This window comes from Candidatus Velamenicoccus archaeovorus (assembly GCF_004102945.1).
GTDB classification, from domain to species: Bacteria; Omnitrophota; Gorgyraeia; order Velamenicoccales; family Velamenicoccaceae; genus Velamenicoccus; species Velamenicoccus archaeovorus.
Genome location: NZ_CP019384.1, coordinates 756,040 through 780,401, shown reverse-complemented (window position 1 = coordinate 780,401; position 24,362 = coordinate 756,040). Strand labels below are relative to the sequence as shown.

Genomic DNA, 24,362 nt, shown 5'->3' with positions numbered 1-24,362 from the left:
TAAATTTTATATTCCAATTATGAAACATTTGGACCAAAAAAATTATTTGTACTGCGCCACAGCAACAATCTGCCTTCCCCACCATTTTTTTGCGATAAGGCTGATGGGCGCCCACGACGGATCTTCGCACCAAATATCCACTTTAAAATCTTTAAGCATCACCCTGATCTTGCGCGGCGTGGAAACATTGACATGCAAGGCCTTGCCGGCCTCGCCTCTTCCAACAACCCTGACCTTTAACGCATTCTCTAGGAATTCTCCGGCACTTTTGGGCCGATACTTGCCCCTTATGACCCGGAATGTCCATTTTAAAAATCGAAATGGAAGATCCAGCGCCATTTTAAGCGGTTGAAGGTATTTTTCATAATACAGATTCGGAGTCGTAATGATGATCCTTCCGTTTTCTTTGAGGATCTTCTTGAATTTCTCACACGTCCGCTCCAGCTGGTCGTCGTTCATATGTTCAAAAACATCGAGCATAAAAATCAGATCATAGCGGTGGGAAAAATTATGGTCGGCGACATCCCCCATCTCAGCTTTGACAAAAGCCCTCATCTCAACAGGCAGCATCTGGATCGTTTGCCTAGCGATATCAATAGCCGCCCTGCTGTAATCCAACCCCAAGACATGAGCGCCTCTTTTTGCGCAATAATATAACAATTCTCCCCTCCCACAGCCAACATCCAGAATTTCATCGCCTTCCTGAGGACAAGCAATCTCCAAAACGTGTTTATATTTCGGGTGAATAGCGACATCCAACCCACGTGCGTATTCATGGCATCCTTCGTTATCATGATAATAATAATCCGCGTCGTAGAGATTTGGGTCGACGATTTTCCGATCGCTCATATGGCCTTCTTTTGCATTGCCTTAAAGGCGTCCGGCGCCTTCGCGCCGGATTTCTTCTTTTCATGGAACCAGTAATAAATACCGAAGATGCGGACGATAAACCACTCCTCATATCTGGACCTGTAAAACCAAAAAGGCGAAAACAGGTTAAACTTCGATTCCATCCCAACGGATATGCGATACAAGCTAAAAACCCTCCGACAACGCTATGCCCATGGTCTTAAATAGTGTCTTGAGGCGGTCTTGATAGGCATGCCGGCCATTAACGAGATCAAAGCCATTCTTTGCAATCTCCATCCGCTGTTGCGGATGCGCCAGATAAAAGTCAATCTTTTTTCTCATTTCACCGAGAATATCGTCAAACATAACCAGATGCTTGTCTTCTTCAAAGATCTCGCCGATGCCGTTTCCTTCTACTCGATGCGTCAAGAGCATAGCCCCCGCCCCCATGGCCTCAAAGAACCGCGCGTTGATATCATTATGGATAGGATAATTAACGACGATCTTGGCTTTGGAGTAAAAATCGTACAATTGTTCGCGTTCGGCGCGGCCGATGTAAGAATTAGAATAATAATGCCTGAGTGTCTCGATAACAACTTTTCGAAGACTGTATTTTCCTTCCGTGCCGATGAAACAGATATCATAGAGACGTTGCTCATCGCCCAGAAAAACCTGCCCGGGTTTCAGTGCATCGGCAGCCCACGGCAGCCAATAGGCTGTAACTCCGGCGTCTCTTTTCAACCGCTGGATATCGTCTTTTTGCGCCAGGAAAAGCGCATCATAATCTCTGGCCTGTCTTCTGATTTTCTTATAAGGTTTTCTGAGGTGGGTGTCGGAGATCCACCAAGCGGCCGGACGCAAGTGCCGAGGCATCGCAACCGTATAATCTCCGTCGTCAAAGCGGATGTAAAAATCAAAACCCCCTTTGACCGGCTGGATCTCCTGCATATCAAATTGACACAGCTCAAGAAGCGGATCGCGCCGCAGGACCTCCATGCAGCGCTCCCCCATTGCAACCCGGGAATTCCGCTGGAAAACCAAAGCCAAGCGTTTCTTACTTTTTAAGGGAATCCGATTATCCAAGATCGTTATGCTTTAGCCTGCTGTTGTTTCTTCTTGCGTTTGCGGCTTTTCTTGCCATGCGTAACCCAAAACCCATGCCACCATCCGTAAAGATCATACAAGGTCTTGCGGCCCTCTTCGCCGGTATAAACCCACGGTTTCCAATTCCCGCTCCATTCGAGGATTTGTTCTTTCGTATATTTTGTATCGACAAGCCGAACCTTCGACTCCCGGAATTTGCGGCTGCAGATCTTTTGTAATTTGGCGTAATTTGATACGGAAACCAATTCATCCCCTTTCTGGTTATTGAAAGGCGGCAGAGGCAGGGCGGCGCTGCACCGAAAGCAATACCTGTTGATCTGATCCTCAAAATCCTCCACCGACTTTTTCCACCAGCCTTTTTCCAGAGGGTATCCGCCCGGTCCGTCGAAAAGCATATCCATGGCCGCGGCAACTTCACAAAAAAATCCGCCTTTCGGGTTGATCGAAGGCGACCATTTCTCCTGTATCCAGCATTTATCAATCAAAGAACGCATGAAAACCCGATCGTCCAATGCATCCTCCATCGCAATCAAAAGAGGCTGGTGCTTCTGGGTATCGTCTTCATGGTCATTGTAATAAATATTCTCTGCGAATGTCTTGCGGATGATATCCCGATACTCTTTCCATTTGTAGCCGGAAGTCCACAAGAAACGCTTCTCCAAAGGCATCTTCTTGCGCAGAATTTCGCAAATCTCTTTGAACTTTGGATGAATCGTAGGCTCGCCTCCCATCACGCCCACGCCACCGGGGTACCCTTCTAATGAATCAACAGCCTTCTCAAACATCGCCAAATCCATATAATAGGGCTTAACATGATGGCCGACAAAACGTGTGCAATGCAAACATTGGTGTATACACGCATTCGTGATCTCGATCTGGATCAGCCACGTATCTTGGATTGCTTTCATCGTTACCCCCGACTCAGCATAAATCTGTGTTTTCCTTTACAACCGGGATTCTTCCGGCGGCAATTGGCACCTCAAGAACAAATCATATTATACGATTTTCGACGTCATATTCCAGGGTTTTGTTTTTAACGAAGACTAAAAAAACAAGCTTCAAAAACCGAAGAGTTATTCCAGCTAGTCTATTAATTTCCTGGTTAAAAAGATATTTCCTTCTCTTCTTACAAATACGATTGTCCTGTCCAGAATTTTCTCATCAACGGCCTTTTTAACACCGGCTTCATCCCGATAATCATGAAAACACACAAAACAGTTTTTCTTAACTAACGGAAGCCAATCTTCTATGTCTTTCTTAATACCTGTGTAAGAATGATCGCCGTCAATCCATAAAAAATCAATCTTTTTCTCAGACAACCAGGATCTTCTAATCTCGGAAGAAAACCCTCTTAAAGGAATAATCTTGCCCCTCCAGGACGCTGTATTATTTAAAAATTCCGGAAAGGTATCCGCGCGTGTTTGGCGCATGCCGCCATCGTTAAACCAGGTATCTATGGAATATATTTTTGAGTTCTTTCCGTTGAGTCCTTCGGCGATAAAAGAGGTCGACTTGCCTTTATAGGCCCCAATCTCAACAACTACAGCATGATCTTTGAGAGATCTGGCTATTTTATAAACCAACCGGCCTTCGTTCAATCCAAATAGTCCTTCTTGTCTGTCTATTTCCCTAAGGCGTCTATTCTGATCAAAAAGATTCTTAAACGGATAAAGCATATCTCCCTTCCTCTTCTTTGTTCCATTTTATATACTTAATTATTCCAATTATGGAATTACTCAGGCAAAAAAATAATACACCTCATTCAATCACTTCTTTTCTGGCGCGCCACAAAGCTTATTCCACCTACAGCACCGCCAAATTACTGCATCCATTATGGCGATATGCGACCCTCATCTTGAAGAATTGATCTCCTTGCGCGAGGGCAAGCAACCATTTTATTTGAAAAATAGGACCATCCCCATTATTTTCCATGGTCAGTCAGATAAAGTGTCTTGTTGTTTTTTCCTCGATCTCGTTGTGCATCTTCTTGGCTTCTTGCCTAGTCATTAGTTTTAATTTTACAACCTCATCAAAAAAATGGTCATAGAATCCAACATTTCTTAAAATAATAAAATACTCCCTCTGCCTTGCTTCTTCATTTAATAATTCCTGGGAAATGACTCCTTTCGTTTCTTGTTCAAATATTTTTGGATCTTTGAATTTAGATCTATTTTTTTGATAAACGTTGAGCTCCTTTAATATTTCAATCGTTAAATCATAATGTCTTTTACATTCCTGAGGAGGAACAATTTCTCTTGCTTTTTCCAGTGAATCTTTCGTTATGGAAATTGCTTTATTTATATCAGGATCTCCCCAGAAAGAATTCTTTGCCACATAGCGAGTTTTTTCAGATTCCTTAGAGATTTTATTTATTGTTTTAAAATAGTTAATTACCTCTTTTTGCCGTGGCTCAGAAACATTTTCGTATTTCCAAACAAACCATTGCCAGAATGGGTCGTCGTTTTCGTTTTTTTTATTCTCACTGAATGAATTTCCAGGCGTTATAAAAGATACTAATACAATAGAAATTAAAAATAGGGATCTTTTCTTCATCGAGACACTCATTGTGAAAAGTTATCATTCTTCAAACTAAGTCTGTTATTCACCCAAGTCTGGCAAGTATAAGAATCTAGTTTATAGTAATGCTGACCAAGATTTGTCTGGATATTACCATAGACATTTGTAATATATTTTATATCAGTACTTTGCGGAATAGATATTGTCCATGTCTGATTTGTTAACTTTGCTAGCCCAAAAACACGCCCCCCATAAGCAACAATTATACTTCCTGCCACACTATGATCGATATAATCAAAATCCCATGCGCCCTTAAATTGATTGTAATTATCTTTTATTCTTAACCCCCAGTGATTACCCGCATCATCCTGCATGCAATCTTTTATTATTTTTGGCAATGGTCTTTCAACAATCTCAAGACTCATCTGACGTTGCACATGAGCGGCTTTCCCAACAGATTCTCTATTCATCCCGTGGGCGAAATCTTGCATTCCAGAAAGATATGAACCCTCAATTAAGCCACCGATTACTGCACCAATACCTAACCCCATAGCTCCCGACTTCATGGCATCACTAAAGCTGACTCCGTCGCCTAGCGCACCACCGAAACTGCCACCAAAACCAGCCACTCCCATTTCGGAAGCACCAATCAAGAAGCCCCCGCCGAAGGTAAAGCTTTGTTCGCCAAGCATTCCTGAAATGCTATTAGCTACCCCGCCTCCTAGATATCCCCCTATCAATCCACCTGCCAAACCACCAGCAAATCCACCCCAATTACCAGTATTTGCAGCAGTAGTAAATGAATTGACGAAATTGAATATCTGAAAACCAACCATCATATTGCCAGTAAATATAGTTCCAACTACACCAGCGATAAAACCAAAGATTTTACCAAAGAATTTACTAAACCACGAGTGGCCGCTTGGATCCACATATTTGAGGGGATTGTTGCGGCAATAGGAATAACGATTCAGGGTTTGCGGATCGTATGGCGCCTGAACGATACTATCCGGCGTGACAAACCTGGCGATCTCAGGATCATAGTATCGCGCACTATAGAAGTATAAACCGGTCGAGTCTAATTCCTTCCCTGTAAACTTATAGGCAGCGACGTCCGCACCTTCATTGCGAGCAACCGTACCGTAAGGCGCGTATTCCAAATACTGCACCTGCTGACCGTTCTGGTCAGTAACAATACTTGAAGATCCCAGATGATCCCCATGATAATAATCTGTAGTAGATGGCCCACCGCCCACAGACCTAATGCTGCAGACCATCGTCGATCCGGCAAAAATGTGCCTGATCTGCGTTGCCTGATTGCCGGGAGCCGCCGAATCTTTTTTTATTTCAAAGAGCGACCCGATATAAAGAGTCTCTTGGGTTTGTTGAGTTGTCGGATTTATTGAGATCTTTTTTACCCGCCCGCCATCACCGTCGTACATAAACGACGTCACGGCATCGGGTTGGATTATCCTAATTATACGATTTTCAGTATCGTATTCCAGGGTTTTATTTTTCCCTGACGTCATATTTCCATTAGAATCGTATTGATAACCATAGCCGCCCGCGGACGTCATGGCATGCGGCCCGGCATTTACACCATAGAGCATAAAACCGACATCGGACTTATACGTCATATTACCGATACAATCGTACTGAAAATTATGGTCGCGCGTTCCGGCACCGGCGGGGATGCCCTGTGCATAAATCAAGCGATCAAATTCATCATAAGTGTAGGTACGGATATCATTACGCAGGTTATCTGTTAAGGTCGCTACGTTGCCATTCTTGTCAAAAATATAGTTCAAGTCTTGCAAATTAACACCACCACTCACCGTGTATATATGCGCTAACCTCAAGTCTTGACCATGGGTATAATCTGTATTTACGCCGTTACCGTATTGAATACGGCGTATACGCCCCTGGCTGTCATAGTCTATTGAATTTACGTAATCCGTTGGGGTCGAAGCACTGGACACTCTTTCCAAAAATCCGGAATTTGTGTCGTAAGAATATTCAACTGCTTCGCCATCCGGATAAATCAATCTTGTCAAATGGTTCCACGCGTCATATTCTCTTTTGACCTCATACGCATGGGCATCGACAGTCTTGATGGATTTTGTTTCCCGGCCGAACTTATCATAGAAGAACGCCGTCGATCCGGAAGTATCCACGACTTTTGAGAGACGGCCTATACAATTTTCTTTAGCGGCTTCATCGTAAATATAGGTGGCCAGAATTTGCCCACCGGCCTGCTTGCAGGTCAACCGATTTAACTCATCATAGCTGAATTCCAAAATTTGATTCTTTGCATCAGTCTGCTTTATCAAATTCCCCACAAGATCGTATTCATATGTCCAAACCCCCATATCAGGATCATCCATTTTTATCTTACGCCCTAAAGAGTCATACCATATTTGCAAGATATTACCCCTGGCATCCGTTACCTTGATCAAATTATTCTGGATATCATATCCATAGTCTGTTGCACAAACCCCTCCCTGGGCATATTCCGTAACCTTGATGATATTACCATAAACGTCTTTCAGAATGCCCTTCTTATGACCCATGGGATCGATGGTCTCGGTATAAAGCGGTGCAACGTAAAACATCTGGTTTTCGGCATCTTTTGCCGTCCCAGGGAAATCCGATATTGTCTTTTTGACCCGGCCGCGGATATCGTATTCGTATCTCATATATGATATCTGAGCTTCCGGCTCATCGGCATAATGCGCTATCGATTCTTTTCCAACCCGGCCCTTGTCGTCATAATAGATTTCGGTCGAAATCTGACGGCTGTTTTCTCCGTCTTCGCCGCTTGAAACGATCCTGTATTTTCGTGCCAAACCATCGATATATTCTTTTTTCTCAAGAGTGCCCTGCCGGGATATTTTTGTATTAAAGTCAGGATAATCAAATTCTTCTGTAATTACCCCGTCTGCGTCCACGATTTGGGTAGGACGCCCGAAGGAATCGTGGAAGGTTAAGGTCGAGTTAGCATTAGGATCTATCAATTGACTGACCACGCCAAATTTCGGATCATAAACATAGGAAACCATATGACCTAATGCATTGGTGATAGTCGAGGGGAAAGAATTGAATATCGTCTCATATTCCGTCGCCACCGTGTGGCCTAGAGCATCTGTCGTCGTCAGCAAATTACCGAAAATGTCGTATGAATAACTGCTGACCGCCAATAGCTGACTACCTGTTAAAGGATTGACGACAGCCATAGACTCTTTGCTCGCATTACCACGCGAATCGTATTCAAGGCTTTTTTTCGTCACAACAACGCCGTCTTTATCTTTCAAATAAACTTCCAAAGGCCTATTCAAACCGTCTTGGTAAGCCTGAGCATATGTTGTTTGCGTTGTTTTTTCATCGCCTTCTTTTGAAACGTCTCCAAGGCTCTTCGTTTCAAGAAGATTGCCTATCGCATCGTAATTAAACTCAGTAGCCGTGTTCAAAACAGAACCGTCCTCTTCATAAATAGTTGTATCTTGACGAATAAGAGCAGGAAACCCAAGAACATGATCTGCAGGACCGGCTTTCCTGACATCGTAAGTATTGGTCACCTGACTGATTTGGCGGACATTCCCATCGAATGTGACGATCTTTTCAATTTGCCCCTTTAGAGCGCCATCTTGACCAGGTTTACCCTGGTAGAAGAATGTCTCCGTGTAATTTCCCGTAATAGGATCAATTGCTTTGGCTTTTCCAAATCCGCGGAATTCACGCTCCGCGGCATCATAATAGCCATCCAAAAAGACAAACTGTTGGTCGTAAGACTCTTCCGGTGATCCAAGAGGCAAGGTATCAATGATCTTGATCTCAGACGTTACCTGCACCGGAAATGGCAAACCCGGGTTATCTGCGGCAGAGGCGTAAGAATACGTAATCTCCGTCTTTCCACCAATACCGTTAGCAATCCGCTGAAGCAGATCCGGCGGCCTTCGATCGATAATCTGTATTTTCCACCGCAAAATTCCGATCAACTCATGGTCATAACTGACCCTGTCTGATATACCGTCACCATTGAAATCTCCTGCGGCAACAAACTCATCGGCACTGCTGCCGTAATTTCCCAGAAGCCCTTTCGTCAAAAAATTTTCTCCGGTTGAAACCGCATAATACCAATCCTGACTGGCCTTATCCCAATAGCCGATATCCGAAATCCCATCGTTGTTATAGTCTGAAATAACCGATTCCTTATCAGCCCCAAATCCTGAGATCCAAACACCTCCGTCCACAAAAGCCCTGCCGTTGGAAAGCGCGACTTTATATTCACCGCTCGATTTGTTGACAAGGCAAAAATCAGCTAAAGAATCCCCATTAAAATCACCCATTAATACCGAACAATTCGTTCCAAAACCAGCCAGCCAGGTCGCCATGGCATCAAAACCGCTACCTTGACTTAAAGCAACCCGCACCTCTCCCGTTTCTTTATTATAGAGACCGAAGTCACAATATTTGTCGCCATTAAAATTTCCTGAAAAAACAAGCCACGACGAGGGATCCTCCGTGAAATCCAACCATAAGACGGGCGGAGACAACTCGCTCCCCGTAGACAGAGCAATCCGAAGTTCACCGTTTGTTTTGTTATATAGCCCAGCATCCGTTTTTCCGTCACCATTAAAATCTCCTCCTATCGGCGATATCTCACCAGTCGTTGCCCCCGACCGGAGCCAATCAGCTGCACTCGTAAAAACACCGCCCTCTGAAAGCGCTACCTCCCAAACCCCTGTTGCGCCGTTATATAGCCCCAAATCACACAACGCATCGCCATTAAAATCGCCCATGATCGGAAATATAAGATTGGTTGAGACGCTCGGATCTACGACATCAACACCCGCCGAACTCTCGACGCTCAAGCCACCCGCATCCGCCACTATAACAGAAACGGTATGATCTCCGGCATCAGCAAAAGAAATTGTTTTCTCATAAACGTTGTTCAGATCGCCGGAAGCAATTTCCTGGCCGTCCTTTTTTAAAACAAAGGTTAACCTATCTCCATCCGGATCGCTGCTCGAAATTCGAATGACTGCATCTTCACCTTTATTGATAGTATATGCACTCAGGGTTAAAGCGGCTTCTGGGGACCTATTGACATTATTGACAACGATAGATCCATTTTTAGTAACAGTATCGATACCGTCTGAAGCCGTCACACTATAGGAATACGAACCGGCATCATCATATCCTGTCAGCCATTTTCCTGCCATGTCCAGGGGGGATGAGTAATAATAAGTGACGGCATCGCCGTCCGCATCAGTCGCCTGAGGAGTCACAACCGCTAATTGACCTTCCTGAACTGTAATATCAGGCAAGATTACTAGAACGGGCGGACGGTTGACGTTTCTGACATTGACCTTAACATTTTGACTGGCGACAAGGCCGGTGGCATCCGTGGCCGTGACAGTGATGACATACATCCCCGCATCATCAAAGTCTGTCTGCCACCGGCCCTGCGCATCGAACGGCGCGCTAAATGCATAAACGATCTCATCATTATCCAAGTCAGTCGCATGCGGTGTAATCACAATTTCCTGGTTCTCATCCACATAAATGTCCGGGATGAAGTCAAGAACAGGCGCATTAGCCACGCCCTCTACCTGCAAAGTTACCTCATTTGAAGAAACAGAATTTCCTCCCGTGTCCTCTGCTTTAAATATGACCTCCTCTGTCCCATTCCATCCCGGAGATTGTGAAAAACTCACCTCGTGTGTCACAGGATCTATCTGCACCACAACATTCTGATTGCCGCTGACCGAATAATCCAAGGCATGGCCGTCAAAACCCAAAAAGTAATCATCCAGGTCAAACGCATTCGTTTTAAGTTCATTCTCCTGCCAATTCTGGTTAGAGATGGTCTGCGCTAATACAGGCGGATTTGATTTAGTTGTTGCAATATAACCGCTTTCCAGAATAAAAGTTGCACCACGGCCTCCGCCAACGCACGCTTCGCCTAAGCCATCCTGAATAACACTAAAGCTCGACGCCGCACGACTGCCTGCGCCCTGAACGATGGCACCGCTTTGCATCATCAACGTTGAACCACTCATGCTGAACGCCAATGCCTCTTCGGTGCCGCCGAATACCAATATGTGAGCACAAATCAAAACAACCGAGACTATTTTTCTCATAAATACCTCTATCCTGCCCTCAGCCCTGGCCCGCCGCTCACGGCAGACAGGGAATTCTGGCAAACTGGATTAATTATTGCCCTGATACTCAAAGATTTGACCGGGAAAACAAACACCGTCTCCTGCGCACTGCTGGAATGATGTTACTAACGAACGACCCGTATCGTCACTTTTGCCGTATCCGATGATATAACGCCAAACCAAATCGCCATTGCACTTCACCTGGATTTCTTTAAGACGCTTGGATGTTTCTATCTTGGCCCCGCCAATATAACTAAATATATGGTCCGTCCGATCACCCAAAACAAAATCAACCGTATCCCTACCAACAACGCCTGAATTTTCATTACCTGTATAAGTGATACGCGCTAAATAGGCCCTCCCGCCATCTTTAGCGTAATCGTATTTCACATAATTACCATTCGTGTCCAAGGTCTTCGTCAAATACCAGCTGAACGTTCCTCCCCAACCCCCTTCCTTGCTTTCCTCTGTCTCGCCGAACTTTAAGATGTTGCCGTCTTTCCCCAGGGCTCGCCAGCTGTCATTGCTTTCCTTGTAGAATCTTGTAAACGAAGATTCGATTTTTGCCTGATACAAGTTATCGACCAGATGCACCAATTCGGTTGTTCCGGCATCCGTGACTAAACAAAACATATCTTGGGTGTCATCATAGGTCGGCACGCCAAGTCGTGTAGAACGAACGATATATCCAGCCCTCAAATCAAACCCCATGCCGAGCCAAGAATTTGAGCTTGAAGAACGATAGACAAGTGCAAGCGACGGCTGTATGCCTTTTCGTCCCGGGGCCACCGTTATCGGAAAACTTCGACTGAATGCTCCTGTCAAAAGGTCCGGCAACGGAATCTTTACGCCGCCACCGATCGGCTCACCCTGAGAAACCAAACTCATCAAAACCGCATATGTAGAAAAATGATCAACCGAAAAAGTCACGCTATAGCCATCTGAAGAAATTACCGATGTCTTCCCCGTAGAATTGATCTTTTGCCGTACGCTATCGTAGAGCCCCAATTCAACCGGCGTCCCTGGAATACCGGCTTGATCGAGTCGATAAATAAGTTGAACGGGGACATTAAAAACCAAACCATAAGGCTTGCACTCAACAACATTCAAAACTATTGTCTGAGCTGGGACGGCGCCTTCCACAGCTTGAGAATCAACAGGAAGGATCTCAAATCCCCGCGCTACAGATAAAGCTCTCGCAGGAATAACTAACTTTGTCTTTCCATCAGACGAAAAGACCTCTCCTCCGCCGGGTCCAACAATTATCCCCGGTTCTGCGATAGTGCATACTCCCTTTTTTGTCCAGCCAGCTTTTAATCCCCGTGAATCCTGCACATAGAGATATATGTTTTTGGGACCTAAAAACGTCTCCTTAAACGAAACCACCCATCGGACCATCATCTTCTTGCCGCTACCGGAAATGCTTGTTTGCGAACAATCCATCCTCACATATGAATTCTCAAGCACTCGGGCGGTTCCAGGGGCACACCCTGTCCCCCAAGAAGTATTCGCATCATTTCGCAGATAAAGCTTATTGGCGGCTCGGTTATAATAAGCCTCAAATGAATTTTTTTTGTTGGTCGACACATTCACATGGATATAAGCCATTTTGATATCTTTCCAGCCATCGGAATCGCTGTATGCAACGCTAAATGTGACATAATTGTCTGCCGAAAACACAGCGTTGACCGGAGAAACAACGCCTAATGTTGGCGATGCCGCAAAAGCAGAAACCGGAAAAAGCAAAAACAGGCTCAAGCCGATAACAAAAAGTAACTTCTCCATAGATCTTCTCCTGCGTTTCAACCATAAACAATAGGATTCAGGATTGCGGCGCTTGCAAGCCGCATTCTCTTTACATAACCCACAATGACGAGGCATGCCTTTTCTGAGGAATTGTTCGGCGAGTTTTTCTTGGAACTCAAATACGATCATGTTTGCTGATTTAAGGGTAGACTAATTTTGTTGCAATAACGAGTATACATGTTGTTCCATTTATGTCAACTAATATTTTTCCATAAATGGAACAAAACGCTTAAATTGTTGCTTTACAAAATGATACGTTCAAGTTATTTTTCAAATTTTGTACTAAAATATTTCCGTTGTTGTTTGACTTTCTGTTCCAGTTGTGGTATTTTGTTTCTACACAAGGAATCAAGGATAAGATTTATCTGCATAACAAACATTTTAATCGAGACGCAGAAATCCCCAGCTTAAAAGCCGGGGATGCCCGCCACTAAAGATCGGCGGGTCCGCCTAAGTTGTGATGGCGGAAATGCGGCGAAGATTAGACCCTTCTTTTATTTTATGTGGAAGGAGGAAGGTCTGCCCTTTTTGGGTAACCCCGCGAGTAGAGGAAAAATTTCGTGCCCAGAGCTACCGGGCAAGAAATCTTTCCGATATCTTACGATGCGCAGGTCTCCAGGGAAGAAACCCCGTGCTTTAGCACGGGGAAAATTCATTCTGTGCAATCAATTTCACGGAGCAAAATATGAAATTAGGTGAAAAACTTAAAGCACTGAGGAAACAAAAAGATCTCACGCTGGATAAACTCGCTGAACTTTCCGGAGTTGCCAAGGCCACATTGAGCCGCATTGAGAACGGCGTGACAACCGGCAATCTCAATACGCACCTTAAAATCTGCAACGCATTAAGTGTAAACTTGGGAGAACTTTATAAGGGGCTGGAGAATGCCGAAGAAAAAGTCGTCGCCTTTGATGAAAAGACGATTAAGGATGCGGAAGTTTTTAATTATGACGAAAAGGTATCGGCCTTCATTCTAGCCAAACAGACAGGGAAGAAGAAAATGCTTCCCCAGCTTTTGATCATCGAACCACAAAAAGGCACGCCGACAGAAGAAAACCTTCCCGGAACGGATATATTCATCTTTTGCATCGAAGGGGAAACGGATTTAAAGATCGGGGACAAAACCTATCAGCTTAGAAAAAATGGCAGCACTTACTTCGATGCATCCCTCCCTCACTCTGTCAAAAACACCGGCTCAAAACCTGCAAAGCTGATCACTGTCGTTAGCCCGGTCGCATTATAATCAGATAATCTATAAACTTCCAGCAGAGGAGGAAACATGACAGCTAAAAAAAGAATTTTAATATGTGATGATGAGGAAGGCATCAGAGAATCCTTAAAACTTATTCTGGAAAATGATTATGACCTCATCTTTAGCTGCAACGGTAAGGAATGTCTTGAAAAACTTGAATGCGAGCAAGATGTCAAACTAGTCCTTCTGGATATTAAAATGCCAAAACAAAATGGTCTCGAGATTACTCAAGAGATTAAACGCGCCTGTCCAGATATCAAAATCATTATAGTCACCGGCTACGCCAGTCCTGAAATTGCTCAAGAAGCTATATGTATCGGAGTCAATGACTACATCCCAAAACCCTTTGCTTCAAAAGAAATTCTCAGAAAAGTAAACAATCTCTGCTAATGTCATGTTTTCAATAAACTGGTTTTTCATTTCAAGTCTTGTTCTAACTTTAGCAGAATTATTCTTAATTCTCATTCTATTAAAATATAATAATGTCAATTTTCACAAAATGTGGTTATTTTTCAATTTTTCCGTATTTATATGGGCTGTCGGATCAACAATAAGTTCTTTTCTTAATTTTTTTTCATATGAGAAAATTGCCCTATTAAGTTGGAAAATTGGGGATTGCGGAGTAAGTTTCATTTCGGTTTTTCTCTTGCATGCAATTTTATTATTAATCGGTAGACGAAATTATTTGATTCTAATATTATCTTATACTCAGGCCATTATATGCAGTATCGTATTATTAACTACTAATCTAATATTAGGTGACTATTTTGAAAACCATCTGGGTGTTTTAATTCCTTTTTCGGGAAAATACTATTTTCTATGGTATGCTTTGTGGACAATAATCGTAACCTATGCCCATTTTTGTCTTATCACTTTTTATTGGCAAGATCAAAACAAAAGAAAAGATATTAGATTGCTTATCATATTAACTATCTTAGGTTGCTCAAGTGGAGCAATCAACTTTTTCTATATGTACAATCCTCCCTTTTTTCAATTTGCAAACTTAGGAATAGTTGCCTACTGTTTGATTTTCACATATGCAGTATTCCGACATAAAATGTTCGGCATTGAAATCATATATAAAAAGGGATTGCTCTATTCAATTCTGATTGCTATTTTAAGCGCAATATATTTATTATTAATAATTATCATTGAGTCGCTATTTAGAGGAATCATCGGATACCAATCTTTCTTGCTAAGTCTTTTCTCAGCTTTCTTAATGGCACTTTTATTTAACCCACTCCGGCAAAAAATCCAAACTTTTGTCGATAAAATTTTCCTAGGAAAAAGCCCAGAAGAAATCGCAAAAGAAAATGAACTACTTAAACAAGAGCTTGAACGCTCAGAACGACTCAAGGCTGCCAGTGCATTAGCGCTAGGTTTAGCTCATGAAATAAAAAATCCTCTTACAACTTTAAAGACATTTTCTGAATTTTTACCTAAAAAATTTAAAGAAGAAGACTTCGTAACTAAATTTTCAAAAATTATTCCAGCCGAGGTCGATCGAATAAACAACATTGTCCACAAGTTACTCGACTTTTCAAAACCGACGCCTCCTATTTTAAAATCTGTAAATATTTGCGGCATAGTTAGAGAAACACTTGAATTAATGAGTAATGATTTTTTAAAACGGAAGATAACACTGATTGAAGAATGTACGGACCATAATTTGATGGTAGCTGTTGACGCCGCACAGATTAAACAAGTTTTTTTTAATGTTATTCTGAATGCCTTAGATTCAATGCCCCGTGGCGGAAAAATACACATCGCAACAAAAGTAAAAAATACTAAGCAAATCGAGATTATCCTAAAAGATGAGGGCTGCGGAATTCCAAAAAAAGACATGAAAAACATATTTAATCCTTTTTTCACCACAAAAGACGAAGGCACTGGATTAGGTCTTGCCATCAGTCATCAAATCATAAAAAATAATAAGGGAGAAATTGAAGTTGAAAGTGAATTAAATACAGGAACAACAGTGGTAATCAGGCTGCTGCGAGCCTAGGCTTAATAGGAAGGCTGATCGTAAAACAAGTCCCGGACCGATAAACAGAATTCATTCTAATCTGTCCGTCATGAGCAGAGATGATTTTTTGAATAACATAGAGACCTAACCCTGTCCCCTTTTTTGCTGTTGCTTTTGTGGTGAAGAAAGGCGTAAACACTTTCTGTTTGTCTTCAGGCTTAATTCCTATCCCATTGTCCTGCACATTAATATGAAAAAAAGTTTGATCAGTCATGACCGATATTTCGATTCTTCCCCGATAATGATGCTCGTTTAAAATCATTTGACGTTCTTTAATGGCATCGTAGGCATTATCTATCAAATTGAAGAAAACTTCCTGTAATTGAACAATATTAGCATTGAGACAAGGAAGATGTGATGGCATGTCTTTAACGAAATCGATTTCTCTGAGCTTGATCTTATAGCTCACCATCTCCACTGCGCCATCCAGAACTTCCTTGAAGGAAATCCTTTCGAAACCACATTCTCCTGGCCGAGAATATTTAAGCAAACCTCTTACTACTTCTCCTCCCTGCAAAACATTAGCCTGAATACGCTCCAGCGAATTCTTGAGATCATTGAATATCTGCCTTGTCTCTTCGTTGTGCTGAGAACAATCATAAGTTTTTAGAACGTCCATGGCATCGCCGGCAATCAAAGAAAGAGCGTGGAACCTGTTGTTGATCTGATGAGATAAGCCATCGGCCATAGTACCGATCGTTGCCATTTTTTCTGCCTGAAAGAGTGATTCCTGAGTCTTTCTAATTTCTTCATAAAATTGGGCGTTCTCAATGGCCAAAGCTGCCTGGTTGGCCAAAACAGAAAAAACAGCGAAATCATCTTGCGAGTAAAGCTCCCTGGAACGTTTTTCTCCTAAAACCAGAATACCTATGAGTCGATCTTCTACAAAGCTAGGAATAACCAAGGCAGCACTTAAAGAAAATAGTTCTTCCATTAATTTAATTAAATAATAATTATTTGGATCATCTCTTAACCGCAGAGCAATTTCTTCCGTAACGAGAGGCTCTTTTTCAGACATTAGCTTTTTTATTAAAACAGACTGTAAATCAATATTAAAGAATTTTATATTAGATTCTTTTGATGATCGGGAAGCCCTTACTGAAAATTGTTGATTCTCGAGATCAAAAAGATATACAGAAGCGTGCTGTATCTTAACAATCTTTGTGACAACGTAGACTATAAGTTTTAAAAGCACATCTAAATTTCTAATCCGGATCATACCGGCAGAAGCACCTTTCAAAATGCTTTGATATTTTTTTTGTTCTTTTAATAATCTTTCCTCTGCCTTTCTATCAAAATAAATGTATAAGAAAGGCCCCAAAGTAGCAAGAGCGGTAGAACATAAAAAAGGAACAATCCACCAAGAAACGCCTAACAAACCTACCAACTGATTCTGTAAATAATAAATAACGAGTAAAGGCAGACCAAGAATCAAAGAATAAACAGCTACAAAAATACTAGTTCGAGTTACGGCAATGCTAATATCTAACAAACGGTATCTCAAAATGGCATACGTTACAATAAGACAATAAATAGGAATGGTAAAATTACCAAAAGGATAAAAATTAATTCTAAAATGAGGGAAAAAATTTGTTAAGCCACCCGAAAATCCTAAGATTGTTCCAATGGCAAAATAAAGAATTTGATTTCTTAGCTTCCCCCTACTCTGGATTACAGAAATAAACAAACAGTACTGACTATATCCGACCAAAGCCATCCATATAAAGAAAAAAACATAAAACAATACTCCTGGTAAGGCATAATAAAACTGTCCAAAAATTAAATAAGTCCCAGAAAAAAATGTATTAGAAGTTATCGAAAGCAGTGAAAAAATGAACCCCTGGAAATAGGCAAAATATAATAAAGACCTATTTTTTAAATTACAAATTAGATATGTTGTATGAAGAAAAAAAAACAGCAATGAATGCTACGCTTATTTCAGTGAATCTCCATGTTAACAATGCTACATCTGGATTTTTAATACGTCCTATAAAAAATGATCCTGCCCCCCAACTTCCAACGGCAATATTGAATAAAGACCAAACTCGATGCAATAAAGATTTACCCTTAATTTCAGAAATTATAACTAGAAACAAACAAGTTAAACCTAATATCAAACCTGACAAAGAAAAAGTATTCATTTAAAAAACCTTATTAAGCTTTTTAGAGTTAATATACCCACTTTTAATGCAAAAATTAAAGATACGTTCAAGGAAACCCTTGGATGTATCTGGATAGAAAAAATGATGTCTTGCCAAAATTTTCTGGGTTTTCTCAGAAAAAAATAATGCCCCATAGGTGAAATAAGGTAAATAAATTTTTAATATCTTCTTTTGAATAGCGGTCAGGTGGTTTGAATCAAATTCTCCCAGAGAAATAAATTTTGGATTTTTGTAGCCAAAAAAATCAGCAGCAAAATCCATAAGATAAGGCAAAGAGAAATGTCTTGGATTTACTATGTGATAGACTTCTGCTGAATCTTCGTTTTCAGCCAAGGTAAAAATGGCCCTGGCGGCATAATCTACAGGTATTAAATTTAAATAGCCGTCCTTATTTAAAGGAAGCTCGGCAAATAAACCTAACGAAAGAGATCTAAATGGCTTATAAAACATTCTGAAATTGGTTGTCTCTCCACTTAAATAATCACCAACAACAATGCTTGGTCTATAAATTGCTATTTTTAGCCCCTTTTTTATAAAATCTTTTGCTAGTAACTCTGCCTCATATTTACTTTTTTCATATGTGTTATTAAAATTTTGATTCGTGCTCAAATCAACTTCAGTGAAGTGTATCCTAGAATTACCAACGACAAAAGCAGTACTGATATAATTTAATTTTGTAAATTTATTACATGAATAAGCAAATTTAAAAATATTTTCTGTTCCACAAACGTTGACTTTATAAACTTTCTCCCAAGGCTCATTAAATTCAGTCAAGGCAGCACAATGATATATTTCATTAATTTTTTTAAAAAGGCTAAAATATTTTTTTCTACTCAAGCCAAGACAAGATTGAGTCTGATCGCCGCAGAAAACTTCAAGCCGCTTATTATAACGCGTAAACCGATCTTCTTTATAAATGCGAAATATTAATTTTTTTAGCCGTATCAAAGCCTCATCCTGATTTTTTGCTCGAATTAACAAAAAAACATTATGACAAGTCTCATCCAAGATATTTTTTAAAATGAAGGATCCCAAAAAACCAGTCGAACCAGTCATTAAGATATTTTTTGTATACATAGTCTATATTCTTCTCAGAAAGATATAAATCTTTTAAAAATTACACAACAATTATTTCCGCCGAACGCATAAGAATTATTCAAAGCAATATTAATCTTTCTTCCTTCTGATTTATTAGGCACACAATTAATATCACAATCTTCATCCGGTGTTTCATAATTAATTGTCGGGGGGAAAATACCATCCTTAATCACTAGACAACAAACAACCGCCTCCATGGCAGAAGCCGCACCCATCGTATGACCAAGCATGGACTTAATAGAACTACACGGAATACTTTTTAATCTCTTACCAAAAACTTTTTTAAGGGCAGCACATTCGACTTTATCATTTTGCAATGTGCCTGTCCCATGCGTACTAATATAATCGACCTCTCCTGCTGAAATGTTTGATTCTTTAAGAGCTTTTTTCATACAACTAACGATACCTTCTTCTGCCGGTTGAGTCATATGATGCGCATCGCAACTTAAACCATAACCTAAAATTTCTGCATAAATTTTAGCGCCTCTTTTTTCTGCATACTCTAATGATTCTAAAATTAATATACTTGCCCCCTCTCCTAACATCATGCCTTTACGATTTTTGTCAAATGGCTGACACTTCTCAGGAGCCATAGCCATAAGTCGATTAAATCCTGTAAAAGCAATTCGTGAAAATGAATCCGACCCTCCTGCCAAAGCAACATTCAGCTCGCCCTTTTTCACTAAATCAAAAGCAAAACCTATCGAATAATTTCCGGACGCACATGCAGTCGGCATCATAAAATTATATTTTTGACATTTTAATTCTAACGCTGCGTTGACGGCGATAACATTTGTGGGAAATAAAAAAATTGAAGATTTATCGATAGACAAATGTCCAGTTTTTAGCCACCCTAAATTCATCTCCTCAAGCTCTTGAATTTCCCCCATTGTTGTTCCTACGAAAATGCCACTTTGAATAATATTATTTTTTTTAAGCAAGGCATCTTTCGTGGCTAATTTTGCCGCGGCGATGGCCATCTGGGAGGCACGCCCCAAATGTCTGATTTTTCGCTTGTCGATAAAATCTTCGGGGTGGAAATTTTTAACTTCTCCGCCTTTATGGACAGGATAATCCGAGGTATCGAAAGACTCGATATCAGAGATGCCCGACTTACCAGCGATGAGATTCTTCCAAAACTCCGGAACTCCGATGCCTAAAGAAGATACAACACCGAGCCCTGTCACGACAACACGACGCTTTTCACCCTTAGATCTAACCGACGGTTTCATATAGATTTGGCGTCCTGAGAACCAAAGGCAATCTCTGCCTCGGCGATCTTGCGATCTTCAATCGTGATGATGGCGTTAAAAATTCCCATTCTAGACATCATCTTTATGGGTTCAACCGTAATCATCATTTGGTCACCAGGGATAACGGGCTTTAAAAAGCGGCTTTTGACGGAAACGAGAAAGAGCACCTTGTCATTAGCAAATTTTTGTTTGTAGAGAATAATGCCTGTTTGCGCCATGGCTTCGATGACAAGAGCACCCGGCATAATAGGCTGTCCGGGAAAGTGGCCTTTAAAAAATTGCTCGCTGGCTGTGACGTTCTTGATGGCAACAACCTTTTCAGGCGAAGCCTCCAGGACCCTGTCAATCATTAAAAACGGGAACCGTTGGGGAATAAGTTTTTTAATATCTTCTATTTCCAAAACCATATTCTATCCTTTCTCATAGAGATCGATTAGCCATCACCCTCTTTTCCTGGCCGTCTCAACCATCTGAATAATTTTGTTAACAGTTGTCATCTCTTTGAGTCTTTCTTCGGGGACAACAATATGATACTTTTTTTCCAAGGCCGCCAGGATCTCAAGCGCCATCATGGAATCTGCCCCCACTTCCTGCACAAGATGAGCGTCAAGAGAAATGTCTCCAGCTTCTTTTTCGATAACCGTGGCAACGATCTCAAGGATTTCATCCTTTATGCTAGGCGCCATTTGTCAGTCCCTCCTATTCACCGTGTTGTCAATTGCTCGTATGCAGGCCGCCATCAACCTTGATGACTTGGCCCGTGATGTAATTGGACTGCTCGCTTAAGAGAAATAAAACGGTCTTGGCTATATCCTGTGGATTGCCGAACCGGCCCAAAGGGACGGCCCGGCGGAATTTATCCTTGAGTTCCTCCTTGAGGATGCCTAACATGTCAGTTTCAATAAAGCCCGGTGCTATGCAATTGACGCGGATATTGTAGGGCGCGACTTCCTGGGCCAGGGCACGCGTCAGGCCGATGATACCCGCTTTGGATGCCGAATAGTTCACCTGCCGCGCAATGCCTGAAATCCCGCTGATGGACGAAATGTTGACGATATTGCCTTCCTTCTGCTTGAGAAAAGTCACAATGCACGAACGCGCCATATTGAAACAGCCGGTGAGGTTGACATCGATGACGTCCTTCCAATCTTCTTTTTCCATCGTCATAAAAGCCTTGTCGCGCGTGATACCGGCATTGTTGACAAGAAAATCCAAACCGCCGAAATAGGCCTTGACCTGCTCCACGAAATCCCGGCACGTGTCGTAATCGCGCACATCACCCTTGAAACTCAGGGCCTCGGAACCTGCAGCCGCGATTTCCTGGAGAAGTTTTTTTGCTTCGGCATCGCTTTTGACGTAGGTAAAAGCGATTTTTGCGCCTGCGGCGACAAGCTCCTTGACGATCGCGCGGCCGATCCCCCTCGTGCCGCCCGAAACAATGCCGATCCGGTCCTTAAGCAACTCGTTATTTTTCATATTTTGACAGGACAACCGCCGTATTCACTCCGCTGGGCCCAAAACAGCTGATAAGGACATGACGGATGTCCGCTTTCTGCGATATGCCGTCCTTGCAATTGAGGGTGCACTGTGGGTCCTTTTCCCTGAGATTCAGTGTCGGAGGGATAAAGCCCTCTTTGATACTCCCTGATGCCGCCGCCAGCTGCATGGCGCCGGAAGCGCTGAACGTCTCTCCCACCATCGACTTGATTGCAGTTACAGGTATCTTTTGGGCCGTTGAGCCGAAAACCTCCCGGATCGCCACCGCCTCGATCCTGTCCGCTTCAGGCGTGGAATTCGCGTTAGCGCTGATGTAATCGACGTCTTCGACATCCAGATCGGCGGCCCCCAGGGCCTCTTTCATAGCCTTACGGATGCCTGTGCCAAGCCGATGATATTTGTTGATGCGGTAAGGAACGAATTCATAGCCCAGGGAAGAAATCCTGGCATAAATACGCACGCCGCGGGCTCGGGCAGCCTCCGCATCTTCAATAAGCAGCATTGCTGCCCCTTCCCCGAAAACAATGCCATTACGCCTGCAGTCAAAAGGACAATTCAATTCCTGGTCATCGTCTTTTGACCCTGAAAGGAACTGGAGCTTATAAAAACCGAGATATGTCTGCAGGCAAAGCTCTTCCACGCCGCCCACCAGAACCGCCTTGGCGCGGCCCAGGCGGATAAAATCACAGGCGTATTTTAAAGCGTCCATGCTCGACGTAAAACCTGTGGCAATCGTCGTATTAAACCCCTTGATACCGAAACGGATGGATATCTGGCTGGCTGGCGAATTGATGACGGTATTGGGAAAAAGAGCCGGGTTGACATATCTCGGCCCCTCAACAAGGGCCGTCTTGTCAAACTCGCTGATGCTCCAGACGCTCCCCAATGTCGTCCCCAGGACAACCCCCGTTTCGTCTGTGTTCTCCTCTGTGACAGTAAAATGCGCGTCGTCCAAAGCAAGCTTGGCCGCCACATTCGCAAGTTTCGTCGAACGATCAAGAAGACGAAGCCCTTTATCTCCCAGATAAAGCTTGGCATCAAAATCCTTGATCTCGCCGGCCTGCTTGGATTTTATAGAACCCGTATCAAAAAGACTCACCGGCTTGATGCCGCTCACTCCTTTCCGAAGGGCGCCCCAAAAAGCTTCCCTTCCTATACCGTTAGAGGCAACAACGCCGATGCCTGTGATGACGATCTCTGTGTGTTTCATGAAAACCCCTGGACTTACGCCTGACTTAGCCCTCTGGCCGCAGACCAAATTGTGGCCTCAATAAAAAACCCCTTTTTTCAAAGGGGCCTTGACTGGTCGCCTCTGCCTTTCTCTTCCTTCTCTCAGGCGTATCCACTTATCGAGAGCTGCTTTTCTAAATCTCCATCCATGACCAATCTTGAATGCCGGAAGGATACCTTGCCGCGCAAGCTTATGCACCGTAAAGATATGCAAATGCAGGTAATCCGCAACTTCTTTGGCTTCCAGGATCTCCAGATGGTAAACCATATCGCTCCACAAACTGACAAACACAACCAAACACAATGGATTATAGTTTAAAATACCGCAAATAAACGGCTTAGTCAATATCCTAGAGAGAGAATGAGGGCATCTCTGGGAAGGAACAAGACGGCAAAAAAACAAGGCCCTGCCTGATTTCCTTCAGGCAGGGCCTGGATCAATTGCCCATCCGGAAAAACGCTATGCGCCTTCGGCTTCTTCTTCGGACTCCGAAACTGTATCTTCTTCGATCACGGCAAGTACGGCACCAATCTCCACCACATCGCCTTCGTGGGCCACGATCTCGATCACGTTCCCTGAGCAGGGCGCAGGAACATTAAAGGTCGCTTTGTCCGTAGACACCTCGACCAACTCGCTGCCTTCCGTGACCGTCGCGCCTTCTTCCACATACCAGTAAGAAACGGTGGCCTTGGCGACACCTTCTCCTAATTCCGGCAGATATACCTTTACCATTGCCTGCTGCCTCCTGTCACTTCAAATTGAAAAACATGGGCCATTTGTTCAACTATCATATCACAAATCGTTTCCAATTGAACCTCGTCACTGAAAAAATCATTGATTGAAGCCACTTTCACATCCAACCCGCAGGGTTTGATCAAAGAAAAGAATTCCGGGTCTACGCCTACGTTCAACGACATGCCGTGATAGGAAACCCATTTCTTGACGGCAATGCCGATAAAACCAACTTTGTAAGGACCAATCCAGACGCCGGTCATTCCCTCCCTGCGATAAGCGTTCAACCCAAAATGCTCTTTTAAAGGCGCGATGGCGGCCTCTTCAAGCATCCTCATATAATAATGCAGATCCTGGCCTATCTTTTTAAGATCGAAAATAGGATAAAATACCGCTTGGCCAGGACCATGATAAGTGACGTCGCCGCCGCGATCCGTCTGGCATAGCTCGATACCCCTACGCCTGATCTCATTTTCCGAAACAAGGATGTGGTCATGGCCGCAGCGCCGGCCATAAGTGATCACCGCAGGATGCTGACAAACAAGAAGCGTGTTTACAGACACCCCGCAGGCCACCTCCTCGACTAGCTTTTTCTGCAAATTGCAAGCCTCGGCATATGGAATCAAGCCGAGATTCAGTACTTTCAGCGGGAGATCTGCGTAAGCCATGGG

22 protein-coding genes are annotated in these 24,362 nt (G+C 42.8%); 4 read left to right on the top strand and 18 right to left on the bottom strand.

The window, feature by feature from the left end; all coding sequences use genetic code 11:
* Window positions 1-42: 42 nt before the first annotated feature.
* The 8 genes from BU251_RS03320 to BU251_RS03285 all read right to left on the bottom strand — a co-directional run bounded on the left by BU251_RS03320 (window position 43) and on the right by BU251_RS03285 (window position 12,569).
* Entirely contained in the window at window positions 43-849 is an 807-nt protein-coding gene (locus tag BU251_RS03320; protein ID WP_128699482.1) for an SAM-dependent methyltransferase, read from the bottom strand.
* On the bottom strand, window positions 846-1,034 hold the full coding sequence (locus BU251_RS03315) for a hypothetical protein (RefSeq protein ID WP_128699481.1): 189 nt from the start codon (window positions 1,032-1,034) through the stop codon (window positions 846-848). Before BU251_RS03315 ends, BU251_RS03320 begins: the two co-directional genes overlap by 4 nt.
* 1 nt (window position 1,035) lies before the next feature.
* Entirely contained in the window at window positions 1,036-1,860 is an 825-nt protein-coding gene (locus tag BU251_RS03310) for a glycosyltransferase family protein (protein WP_128699480.1), read from the bottom strand.
* Window positions 1,861-1,937: 77 nt separating this feature from the next.
* Window positions 1,938-2,861 carry a radical SAM protein gene (locus tag BU251_RS03305; RefSeq protein ID WP_128699479.1) on the bottom strand — a complete coding sequence of 308 codons (924 nt, stop codon included), beginning with the start codon at window positions 2,859-2,861 and terminating at the stop codon, window positions 1,938-1,940.
* A gap of 174 nt (window positions 2,862-3,035) precedes the next feature.
* Window positions 3,036-3,629, bottom strand: a complete 594-nt coding sequence (locus tag BU251_RS03300; RefSeq protein ID WP_128699478.1) for a class I SAM-dependent methyltransferase — start codon at window positions 3,627-3,629, stop codon at window positions 3,036-3,038.
* Window positions 3,630-3,891: 262 nt separating this feature from the next.
* Complete coding sequence (locus BU251_RS03295; protein WP_128699477.1) at window positions 3,892-4,506, bottom strand: hypothetical protein; 615 nt, start codon at window positions 4,504-4,506, stop codon at window positions 3,892-3,894.
* A gap of 8 nt (window positions 4,507-4,514) precedes the next feature.
* Window positions 4,515-10,613 (bottom strand): RHS repeat domain-containing protein, encoded by a 6,099-nt coding sequence (locus BU251_RS03290; RefSeq protein ID WP_128699476.1) that lies wholly within the window; start codon window positions 10,611-10,613, stop codon window positions 4,515-4,517.
* A 69-nt stretch (window positions 10,614-10,682) separates the two neighbouring features.
* Window positions 10,683-12,569 (bottom strand): SpvB/TcaC N-terminal domain-containing protein, encoded by a 1,887-nt coding sequence (locus BU251_RS03285; RefSeq protein WP_128699475.1) that lies wholly within the window; start codon window positions 12,567-12,569, stop codon window positions 10,683-10,685.
* Between the two features lie 556 nt (window positions 12,570-13,125).
* Between BU251_RS03285 and BU251_RS03280 the strand changes: the two genes are divergently transcribed.
* From BU251_RS03280 to BU251_RS03270, 3 genes are all read left to right on the top strand, one after another.
* Window positions 13,126-13,683, top strand: coding sequence for a helix-turn-helix domain-containing protein (locus tag BU251_RS03280; RefSeq protein WP_128699474.1), 558 nt, complete (start codon window positions 13,126-13,128; stop codon window positions 13,681-13,683).
* 36 nt (window positions 13,684-13,719) lie between these two features.
* On the top strand, window positions 13,720-14,082 hold the full coding sequence (locus BU251_RS03275; protein ID WP_128699473.1) for a response regulator: 363 nt from the start codon (window positions 13,720-13,722) through the stop codon (window positions 14,080-14,082).
* 109 nt (window positions 14,083-14,191) lie between these two features.
* Window positions 14,192-15,697 (top strand): ATP-binding protein, encoded by a 1,506-nt coding sequence (locus tag BU251_RS03270; RefSeq protein ID WP_338140999.1) that lies wholly within the window; start codon window positions 14,192-14,194, stop codon window positions 15,695-15,697.
* Here the strand turns inward: BU251_RS03270 and BU251_RS03265 are convergent.
* The gene (locus BU251_RS03265; RefSeq protein ID WP_128699471.1) at window positions 15,678-17,462 is read right to left on the bottom strand and encodes a sensor histidine kinase; all 1,785 of its coding nucleotides are present in this window, start codon (window positions 17,460-17,462) and stop codon (window positions 15,678-15,680) included. The two genes, BU251_RS03270 and BU251_RS03265, sit on opposite strands and share 20 nt — an antisense overlap.
* 149 nt (window positions 17,463-17,611) lie before the next feature.
* Here BU251_RS03265 and BU251_RS03260 point away from each other — a divergent pair, with 149 nt between their 5' ends.
* The gene (locus BU251_RS03260) at window positions 17,612-17,863 is read left to right on the top strand and encodes a hypothetical protein (RefSeq protein ID WP_128699470.1); all 252 of its coding nucleotides are present in this window, start codon (window positions 17,612-17,614) and stop codon (window positions 17,861-17,863) included.
* On the opposite strand, the gene BU251_RS03255 is transcribed toward BU251_RS03260, so the two are convergent.
* From BU251_RS03255 to lipB, 9 genes are all read right to left on the bottom strand, one after another.
* Window positions 17,860-18,957 (bottom strand): SDR family oxidoreductase, encoded by a 1,098-nt coding sequence (locus BU251_RS03255; protein WP_128699469.1) that lies wholly within the window; start codon window positions 18,955-18,957, stop codon window positions 17,860-17,862. The genes BU251_RS03260 and BU251_RS03255 overlap by 4 nt on opposite strands.
* 14 nt (window positions 18,958-18,971) lie before the next feature.
* Entirely contained in the window at window positions 18,972-20,210 is a 1,239-nt protein-coding gene (locus BU251_RS03250) for a beta-ketoacyl-[acyl-carrier-protein] synthase family protein (protein WP_128699468.1), read from the bottom strand.
* Complete coding sequence (gene fabZ / locus BU251_RS03245) at window positions 20,207-20,638, bottom strand: 3-hydroxyacyl-ACP dehydratase FabZ (protein WP_128699467.1); 432 nt, start codon at window positions 20,636-20,638, stop codon at window positions 20,207-20,209. Before fabZ ends, BU251_RS03250 begins: the two co-directional genes overlap by 4 nt.
* A gap of 33 nt (window positions 20,639-20,671) precedes the next feature.
* Window positions 20,672-20,917 (bottom strand): acyl carrier protein, encoded by a 246-nt coding sequence (locus BU251_RS03240; protein ID WP_128699466.1) that lies wholly within the window; start codon window positions 20,915-20,917, stop codon window positions 20,672-20,674.
* Between the two features lie 28 nt (window positions 20,918-20,945).
* The gene (fabG, locus tag BU251_RS03235) at window positions 20,946-21,707 is read right to left on the bottom strand and encodes a 3-oxoacyl-[acyl-carrier-protein] reductase (protein ID WP_128699465.1); all 762 of its coding nucleotides are present in this window, start codon (window positions 21,705-21,707) and stop codon (window positions 20,946-20,948) included.
* Window positions 21,697-22,938, bottom strand: a complete 1,242-nt coding sequence (locus tag BU251_RS03230) for a beta-ketoacyl-[acyl-carrier-protein] synthase family protein (protein WP_128699464.1) — start codon at window positions 22,936-22,938, stop codon at window positions 21,697-21,699. Before BU251_RS03230 ends, fabG begins: the two co-directional genes overlap by 11 nt.
* Before the next feature lie 57 nt (window positions 22,939-22,995).
* Window positions 22,996-23,226: a helix-turn-helix domain-containing protein gene (locus BU251_RS03225; protein WP_128699463.1), complete on the bottom strand. Its 231-nt coding sequence runs from the start codon at window positions 23,224-23,226 to the stop codon at window positions 22,996-22,998.
* Between the two features lie 192 nt (window positions 23,227-23,418).
* The gene (locus BU251_RS03220; RefSeq protein ID WP_128699462.1) at window positions 23,419-23,691 is read right to left on the bottom strand and encodes a biotin/lipoyl-containing protein; all 273 of its coding nucleotides are present in this window, start codon (window positions 23,689-23,691) and stop codon (window positions 23,419-23,421) included.
* Entirely contained in the window at window positions 23,685-24,359 is a 675-nt protein-coding gene (lipB, locus tag BU251_RS03215; protein WP_128699461.1) for a lipoyl(octanoyl) transferase LipB, read from the bottom strand. Before lipB ends, BU251_RS03220 begins: the two co-directional genes overlap by 7 nt.
* Between the last annotated feature and the right edge of the window lie 3 nt (window positions 24,360-24,362).

Bases quoted from the DNA above. Each gene is read 5' to 3' on its own strand.
- BU251_RS03320 (WP_128699482.1), bottom strand. From the start codon at position 849: ATGAGCGATCGGAAAATCGTCGACCCAAATCTCTACGACGCGGATTAT.
- BU251_RS03310 (WP_128699480.1), bottom strand. From the start codon at position 1,860: ATGGGGGAGCGCTGCATGGAGGTCCTGCGGCGCGATCCGCTTCTTGAG.
- BU251_RS03305 (WP_128699479.1), bottom strand. From the start codon at position 2,861: ATGAAAGCAATCCAAGATACGTGGCTGATCCAGATCGAGATCACGAAT.
- BU251_RS03300 (WP_128699478.1), bottom strand. From the start codon at position 3,629: ATGCTTTATCCGTTTAAGAATCTTTTTGATCAGAATAGACGCCTTAGG.
- BU251_RS03295 (WP_128699477.1), bottom strand. From the start codon at position 4,506: ATGAAGAAAAGATCCCTATTTTTAATTTCTATTGTATTAGTATCTTTT.
- BU251_RS03290 (WP_128699476.1), bottom strand. From the start codon at position 10,613: ATGAGAAAAATAGTCTCGGTTGTTTTGATTTGTGCTCACATATTGGTA.
- BU251_RS03285 (WP_128699475.1), bottom strand. From the start codon at position 12,569: ATGATCGTATTTGAGTTCCAAGAAAAACTCGCCGAACAATTCCTCAGA.
- BU251_RS03280 (WP_128699474.1), top strand. From the start codon at position 13,126: ATGAAATTAGGTGAAAAACTTAAAGCACTGAGGAAACAAAAAGATCTC.
- BU251_RS03275 (WP_128699473.1), top strand. From the start codon at position 13,720: ATGACAGCTAAAAAAAGAATTTTAATATGTGATGATGAGGAAGGCATC.
- BU251_RS03270 (WP_338140999.1), top strand. From the start codon at position 14,192: ATGTGGTTATTTTTCAATTTTTCCGTATTTATATGGGCTGTCGGATCA.
- BU251_RS03260 (WP_128699470.1), top strand. From the start codon at position 17,612: ATGTTGTATGAAGAAAAAAAAACAGCAATGAATGCTACGCTTATTTCA.
- BU251_RS03255 (WP_128699469.1), bottom strand. From the start codon at position 18,957: ATGTATACAAAAAATATCTTAATGACTGGTTCGACTGGTTTTTTGGGA.
- BU251_RS03250 (WP_128699468.1), bottom strand. From the start codon at position 20,210: ATGAAACCGTCGGTTAGATCTAAGGGTGAAAAGCGTCGTGTTGTCGTG.
- fabZ (WP_128699467.1), bottom strand. From the start codon at position 20,638: ATGGTTTTGGAAATAGAAGATATTAAAAAACTTATTCCCCAACGGTTC.
- BU251_RS03240 (WP_128699466.1), bottom strand. From the start codon at position 20,917: ATGGCGCCTAGCATAAAGGATGAAATCCTTGAGATCGTTGCCACGGTT.
- fabG (WP_128699465.1), bottom strand. From the start codon at position 21,707: ATGAAAAATAACGAGTTGCTTAAGGACCGGATCGGCATTGTTTCGGGC.
- BU251_RS03230 (WP_128699464.1), bottom strand. From the start codon at position 22,938: ATGAAACACACAGAGATCGTCATCACAGGCATCGGCGTTGTTGCCTCT.
- BU251_RS03225 (WP_128699463.1), bottom strand. From the start codon at position 23,226: ATGGTTTACCATCTGGAGATCCTGGAAGCCAAAGAAGTTGCGGATTAC.
- BU251_RS03220 (WP_128699462.1), bottom strand. From the start codon at position 23,691: ATGGTAAAGGTATATCTGCCGGAATTAGGAGAAGGTGTCGCCAAGGCC.
- lipB (WP_128699461.1), bottom strand. From the start codon at position 24,359: ATGGCTTACGCAGATCTCCCGCTGAAAGTACTGAATCTCGGCTTGATT.